Annotated in this window: 7 protein-coding genes and 1 pseudogene; 5 read left to right on the forward strand and 3 right to left on the reverse strand. The window is 44.0% G+C overall.

Features of this window, described 5'->3' with window-relative positions; translation table 11 throughout:
* Positions 1–243: 243 nt before the first annotated feature.
* Together F6K37_RS29975 and F6K37_RS29980 are read left to right on the forward strand one after the other, a co-directional pair.
* Positions 244–1,455 carry an RNA-guided endonuclease InsQ/TnpB family protein gene (locus tag F6K37_RS29975; protein ID WP_287254133.1) on the forward strand — a complete coding sequence of 404 codons (1,212 nt, stop codon included), beginning with the start codon at positions 244–246 and terminating at the stop codon, positions 1,453–1,455.
* A gap of 197 nt (positions 1,456–1,652) precedes the next feature.
* Positions 1,653–1,913, forward strand: coding sequence for a MoaD/ThiS family protein (locus tag F6K37_RS29980; protein ID WP_009149283.1), 261 nt, complete (start codon positions 1,653–1,655; stop codon positions 1,911–1,913).
* Between the two features lie 55 nt (positions 1,914–1,968).
* Here F6K37_RS29980 and F6K37_RS29985 read toward each other — a convergent pair whose 3' ends face one another.
* Positions 1,969–2,202, reverse strand: a complete 234-nt coding sequence (locus F6K37_RS29985; protein WP_287254135.1) for a hypothetical protein — start codon at positions 2,200–2,202, stop codon at positions 1,969–1,971.
* A gap of 252 nt (positions 2,203–2,454) precedes the next feature.
* Here F6K37_RS29985 and F6K37_RS29990 point away from each other — a divergent pair, with 252 nt between their 5' ends.
* From F6K37_RS29990 to F6K37_RS30000, 3 genes and pseudogenes are all read left to right on the forward strand, one after another.
* The gene (locus F6K37_RS29990; RefSeq protein ID WP_287254137.1) at positions 2,455–2,616 is read left to right on the forward strand and encodes a helix-turn-helix domain-containing protein; all 162 of its coding nucleotides are present in this window, start codon (positions 2,455–2,457) and stop codon (positions 2,614–2,616) included.
* Positions 2,617–2,631: 15 nt separating this feature from the next.
* Positions 2,632–3,048 (forward strand): annotated as a pseudogene (locus tag F6K37_RS29995) (IS607 family transposase); the annotation flags it as partial.
* Positions 3,049–3,079: 31 nt separating this feature from the next.
* The gene (locus tag F6K37_RS30000; protein ID WP_287254139.1) at positions 3,080–4,552 is read left to right on the forward strand and encodes a zinc ribbon domain-containing protein; all 1,473 of its coding nucleotides are present in this window, start codon (positions 3,080–3,082) and stop codon (positions 4,550–4,552) included.
* A 317-nt stretch (positions 4,553–4,869) separates the two neighbouring features.
* Here F6K37_RS30000 and F6K37_RS30005 read toward each other — a convergent pair whose 3' ends face one another.
* Positions 4,870–5,064 carry a hypothetical protein gene (locus F6K37_RS30005; protein ID WP_287254140.1) on the reverse strand — a complete coding sequence of 65 codons (195 nt, stop codon included), beginning with the start codon at positions 5,062–5,064 and terminating at the stop codon, positions 4,870–4,872.
* A gap of 20 nt (positions 5,065–5,084) precedes the next feature.
* Positions 5,085–6,227: recombinase family protein (locus tag F6K37_RS30010; RefSeq protein ID WP_287254141.1), on the reverse strand; the 1,143-nt coding region annotated here is incomplete at its 5' end.

The following is a 6,227-nucleotide window of genomic DNA, read 5'->3' on the forward strand; positions in this document are numbered from 1 at the left end:
AAATTGCAAAACCCTTATCCAGTAAGGATTTAATCAATTGATTTCAAACAGAACTCGATCGCTGAAATCCTGACCCCGCCAGCATGTACAAAAATAAGATGCGTTTCCCCTGGACTAGGGAGTTGATTACCAAAAATTTTTGGTAATCGCGCCCCGTCCTTGGACAGCTTTTTTTTGGATTTATCCTAACGTTTGTCGCTGAGTGTGGTACTATAAAGTAGTAACGGAAAGGGTCGATATCCGATGATCATAATTGAGTTCAAAGCGTACGGCAAAAAGCCCCAATATAAAGCCATTGATGAAGCAATTCGGACAGTCAAATTCATCCGAAATTCTTGTATTCGTCTTTGGATGGACAAAAAGGGAACAGGTAAGTACGACCTCAGTAAATATTGCAAGGTCTTAGCCAAACAGTTCCCTTTTGCGAATGAATTGAACTCTACTGCCCGTCAGGCTGCCTCTGAGCGGGCATGGTCATCGATCGCCCGTTTCTACGATAACTGCAAGAAAAAAGTACCAGGAAAGAAAGGCTTTCCAAAGTTCCAGAAAAACTGCCGATCGGTTGAATATAAGCAGTCAGGTTGGAAATTATCTCCCGACAAAAAGTCGATCGTATTCAGTGATAAAAAAGGGATCGGAAAGCTCAAGCTCAAAGGTAAATGGGACTTATGGCGCTTCGACAAGAAGCAAATAAAGAGGGTTCGGATAGTACGTCGGGCTGACGGGTATTACGTTCAGTTCTGTGTTTCAGTTGTAAAACACGAAAAACTCAAACCAAGCGGAAACACTGTTGGCCTGGATGTCGGACTAAAAGAATTTTATACAGATTCCGACGGGAATTCCGAGCCTAATCCAAGATTTTATCGAACAGGAGAGAAACGGCTGAAATTTTATCAGCGGCGAGTTTCCCGAAAAAAGAAAGGCTCTGCCAACCGAAAAAAAGCCATCAATAAACTAGGCAGGACACACCTAAAAATAAGTAGGCAGCGTAAAGAACATGCTAAGAGACTGGCACGTTGCGTAATCCGATCTAACGATTTGGTCGCCTATGAAGATTTGAGGGTTAAGAACCTGGTTAAGAACCATTGTCTTGCCAAGTCTATTAATGATGCAGGTTGGTATCAATTCAGGAAATGGTTGGAGCATTTTGGTAAAAAATTCGGCAGGATAACTGTTGCAGTCAACCCCGCCTACACTAGCCAGAGTTGCTCTGAGTGTGGCGAGGTAGTGAAGAAATCTCTGTCAACTAGGACTCACACTTGCAAGTGTGGGTGTCAGCTAGATAGAGACCACAACGCCGCCATAAACATACTCCAAAGAGCCTTGAGTACGGTGGGGCACACCGGAACTTGGGTCATCGACCCGAACTCTTGTGGAGATTTAGCCTCTACTCTTCTTGGTTCCGACCAGGTTGAGCAAGCCGAATCTATGAAGCAAGAATCCCCGCGTCTTTAGACCGGGGAGTGTTAAAATACTCGTGAATTAGGGTCAATACTGCTTTGGTCATGAGGGTGCATCTATCTTACTTGATCTGATTTGTAAAGTATATTTCTAAGGGTCTGAGTCTCGTCAGGGAAAAAACATCAAACAGCATTTAACACAAAAAAATAGCAAATTCACAGCAATTAGGGAGCTTGATAACTACTTTATCTATGTCTGAACCATCAATTACCGTTACAGTCAAGCTTTTTGCTGCCTATCAAGAAACCTATGGCTTGCCAGAACTCCAGTTAGGATTTCCTCCTCAAACATCAGTATCAGCGGTGCTAGACCGTTTACTGAGTGAACACCCAGAGCTGGAGCAATGGCGTGAAGTGACCCGCTTTGGCATCAATCTGCAATTTGTTCCCCCCGATACCCCCTTGCAAGATGGGGATGAAGTGGTTCTGATTCCTCCTGTGAGCGGTGGCTAATCGATTATTGTGCCTGCAAGCCTTTTGCCTCCAAGGGCTGTGTTTCTAGAAAAACTCAGAAAAATTGACTGATATGTAGGGTTGCTTCACCATGATCAGGAATCCAGGATACCCACTGGTCTTCTGAAATCTGGCACAGCAGTAGCGCTTCATCAAAGCTATAGGGATTAGGTAGCTCTAACAGACTTACCCAAGTGCCAGGTTGGAACGCTTCCTGGGACTGATCTAAGTTGGGATTAGGGGAGCTGTTCCAAGTCAGGGTTTGGGTCTGCGGTTCTAAAAGTTTCATAGTTCGTCATCAAGATAAAAAAATTCCCGTCTACCCTAGCTGAGACTGCTTCGAGCCAAAATCTTCCCAGACAATGGGTAAACTTTAACTATTTTCTGTATTTAATTTTACAAAAATTCCTGAGCAGGACTAGCTTAGTGAAAGCTAATGTAATTAATCTTTGGATAACTTTACAGGATGCCTCGCCCATCAGTTAAACCCTTTAAAATAAGTATAAAATAGGAGATAATAGGATCAAATGGACAGTCTGCTATGTATATTACCCCAGTCGAGGCTCAGAAAAAATCTGGTTACAACACTAGGACGTTAGCTAGGTGGGCAGAAGCAGGAAAAATAGAGTGTATAAAGTCTCCCGGCGGACACCGACGTTATTTGGCTAGTTCTATTGAAAAACTAATAGAGGGAGAGGATTAAAGTTCTGTTGTCCTATACGCCAGAGTTTCTACTCGTTCTGAGTCCGACGATCTAACCTCTGAGATTGATTACCTGGGTAGAAACTACCCAAACTGTAGGTGTTATTCAGAGTACGGCTCTGGGTTGAATTTCAAGGGGCGCAAGTTGATCAAATTGATGGAGAAGGTGGCAGGAGCTGAGATGAAAACCATCGTTGTAGCTCACAAAGATAGGTGGTGTCGTTTTGGTTTTGATTTTGTGGAATGGTTTTGCTCTTTACACGACTGTAAAATAGTAGTACTCAACAACACCTACAAGACCCCCCAGCAGGAGCTTATGGATGACTTCATGTCAATAATGCATTGTTTCAGTTCTAAGCTCTACTTTCTTCGTCGCTACGAAAAAGAAATTAAGCTTACCGTAAAAGAACTAAACACTTCCGACAAACCATGATAAGATGGACCTGTAGATTCAGAATTTGACAATGCCCAAGAATGCAGGAGTAACAAAGCAGATATCGACTCAAGTTGTTCCAATTATTGGAATGACGAAGTCGGTACAGGCCGAGTTGTTTTCTACTATGAAGAAGTTGGGCATTGTCAGGTCTGAATCTTACAATAAACTAGGTAGTATTAGCCATTGGGGAATTGACTGGAAAAAGTCTTATCCAGAGGTTAGGGACTTTAGGACTCCTGAGTCGCTGGGGCTACCTTCCAAGTTAATGGAGTGGACTGTTAATGATGTAGCAAAAGCTATCTCAGCGAGCCAGGCGGCTTGTACAGAGGCTGTAGTAAAGAAGGTATACAAAAGGTTTCCTGGAAAAGAGAATCAAAAAAACAGAAAAGAGCTTTGCCTACAACTTAAAACCCTGGCTTTTATTGAAGACCCACTTCTCCACAGGCTAGTTAGAAAAGAATATCAAAGAGGACATTCTTGGGTAGATAATCAAATTGTCTATCAACAAGGAGGATATAAATGTAAGCGCGTCTCTCGAAATGTCGCTCAGCTAGAGCTGGCTGGTCTTAGACGGGGAAAGAGGAATAAAATACTAGTCAGGTCTAACAGGAAGATCAAAGGCCAGATTCGACTGATTTATAACAAGTTAAATCAGCGTTTTGAGATTCATTTCCTAGTAAATTACAGAGAAGTAAAGACTCCGGTTGCTCGTACTCCAGTAGGAGTAGACAAGGGTTATACCGAGGCTTATTATGATTCGGAAGGAACAGCTCATGGCAAAGGGCTAGGTAGTCTACTTTCTGAAAAATCAAATCGAATCTGTTCTAAAAATCGAAACAGAGGCAAACTCTGGGCACTCTCCAGGAAACTAGAAAAAATAGACCCAGCCAAGTCGGCTATAATGCTTGAAAGCAACCTTTCCCGGAAAACAGAGAACCGTCGATACAGGAAAGACCAGGCTGAGATATTATCAGTGATTGGTAAGGCTTCTAAGTCTTTGTTTGGAGAAAGATCCTTAAAGGTTTTTGCAGAAGATTTAACACAACCAATTAAGAATAAACGCCAGTCCAAGGCCATGTCTCGTCAACTCAATAGCTGGACAAAAGGAGTCATGCGAGATTCGTTACAAAAATGGGCTGATTGGACTGGTTCGGTTGTTACAGAAGTTCAGCCTAGTTACACGTCGCAAATTGACTCCAGGAATGGAACCCTACTAGGGAAAAGGACTGGGGACTATTTTACCGGATTTGATGGGGTCGTGTTGCAGGCTGACCATAATGCGGCGAAGAACATCCTTGCTAGAGGTACAGACTTCGAGATTTCTCGGTACTCTTCGAGAACTGAGGTTCAGACCTTATTATTGCGTCGTACCGCGCGTTTTTTGAAGGGCATGGGACTGAGTTTAGTTGACGCAGTCGAGCTGGGATGGCTTGATTCTAAGCATACTAAAACTCAGGCTTTCAAGAAACTCCTGGCCGGGATGCCAGGAATGTCTAAATAGACGAGTGGAAGGTTCAACTCCAATTACTGCATGACCACTCCTCACTTGGACAACAATAAATTGCACCTTGACCGTTATATCCGGGTTTATCCCGATTGATTACGGTTTAAGAGTATCCCAAACGGCGTTACTTAAACTAAGAGTAATGTGTCGGTGCGTACAACTGATGATATCTTGAGTTGCAAGCTATCAGTAGCACCATTGCTGGGCAAATTATAGTCTAAAAACTAGACAATATTAGGCTAAAAGATCAACCCTAAAAAAGTAAGCATATGCGCTATGCGCAGGCTACTTGAGGTGCGGTCAGCGGTCAGCCGTCAGCCATTCGCGTTCGCACAGCGTGGCCAAAGGCCAAGCATGGCCTTTGGCTGATAGCTGATACGCGACACGCTGATAGCTGATACGCGACACGCTGATAGCTGATAGCTGAGAGCTGATAGCTGAGAGCTGATAGCTGAGAGCTGATACGCGACACGCTGATAGCTGATACGCGACACGCTGATACGCGACACGCTGATAGCTGATAGCTTACTTAAAAAATAAACACAAGTTGCAGCTGCAATTCTTTTACCTGACGCAGGATTTCAATTTTTTGAATAAACTCCCGAAAGTAAAACCGACGCTCTGATTCTGATAAATCAATCCAGAATTGAGGAATGGATACTGTCTGAGCGATCGCTTTTAAATTCACTGGCGGCAAAGCAGCTAGCTGCTGCTGTAATTGGGAAATTTCTGTGCGTAGTTTGTATGCTCGTAAATCAGCAGTGTCTTGATCAAGCACCCCACTAGAGGTTAACAGAGGTAGTTGCTCTAAATTATCCTTTTTTTGAGTAATTTTCCCCTTAAGGGATTCCTTCACCCCATCCAAGCTGGGAGCATTCATAGCAGCAACAGCACGGGGTAATTCCTGACATATCAGTTGAATAGTTTGCTCCAAAACCTGTTCATAACTAATAGCACGGCATTTTGGATGCTTAGGACAATGAATCGGACGTAGGTAGAGATATTGTTTGTTTTTACGATATTGAGTAACACTAACAACGGTCATCCCCGACTGGCATTCCTCACAAACCACTAACCCGGCCAAAGAACGGGGAGCACTGGCGGTACGAGGAGGTAATTGTCGGTTGCGCCTGAGCAGTCGGTCAATCTGTGCGGCTTCTTCGCGATTCAAAATGGCGCTATGGGTATCGGAAATGACCTGACCATTTTTTTGATAGCCAAGGTCTCCCCGATAAACCGGATTTGTTAGCCAACGACGCCCGGTAGTCACGGAAATCCGTTTACCATATTTTTGCTCTAAATACCGTACTGCACCCCGCAAGGAACCATAAAGCAGAAACTGTTCAAAAAAATCCTTAACCACCGGTGCAGTACTGCGGTCAATTAGATAGCGGTCTTTGCCCCGCCGATAGCCATAGGGGGCTTTTCCTGGTGGAGGTAAGGCTTTGAGGCGATTACGAGCATGTCCTTGCCGAAGGCGGCGGCTGTTGACTTCCTGCTGGATTTCGTGTATTAGTTTCAGTAAGCTAGCGCGAATTGTAGTGTAGTTGGTAGCATCCGTTAGCTGAGCAGAATTGTAAGATTGCTCTGTGGCAATCAAGCAAACACCGAGGGTTTCAATTTGGCTAATGCGATCGCTAATTTCAGCCAAACACTCTCCCAGTTCTTCCAG

The organism is Moorena sp. SIO4E2, from assembly GCF_010671945.1.
Lineage (GTDB): Bacteria > Cyanobacteriota > Cyanobacteriia > Cyanobacteriales > Coleofasciculaceae > Moorena > Moorena producens.

What these genes read in the sequence shown, in the direction of transcription:
- F6K37_RS29985 (WP_287254135.1), bottom strand. Translation starts at nt 2,202, where the DNA reads ATGAAACTTTTAGAACCGCAGACCCAAACCCTGACTTGGAACAGCTCC.
- F6K37_RS29980 (WP_009149283.1), top strand. Translation starts at nt 1,653, where the DNA reads ATGTCTGAACCATCAATTACCGTTACAGTCAAGCTTTTTGCTGCCTAT.
- F6K37_RS29990 (WP_287254137.1), top strand. Translation starts at nt 2,455, where the DNA reads ATGTATATTACCCCAGTCGAGGCTCAGAAAAAATCTGGTTACAACACT.
- F6K37_RS30000 (WP_287254139.1), top strand. Translation starts at nt 3,080, where the DNA reads ATGCCCAAGAATGCAGGAGTAACAAAGCAGATATCGACTCAAGTTGTT.
- F6K37_RS29975 (WP_287254133.1), top strand. Translation starts at nt 244, where the DNA reads ATGATCATAATTGAGTTCAAAGCGTACGGCAAAAAGCCCCAATATAAA.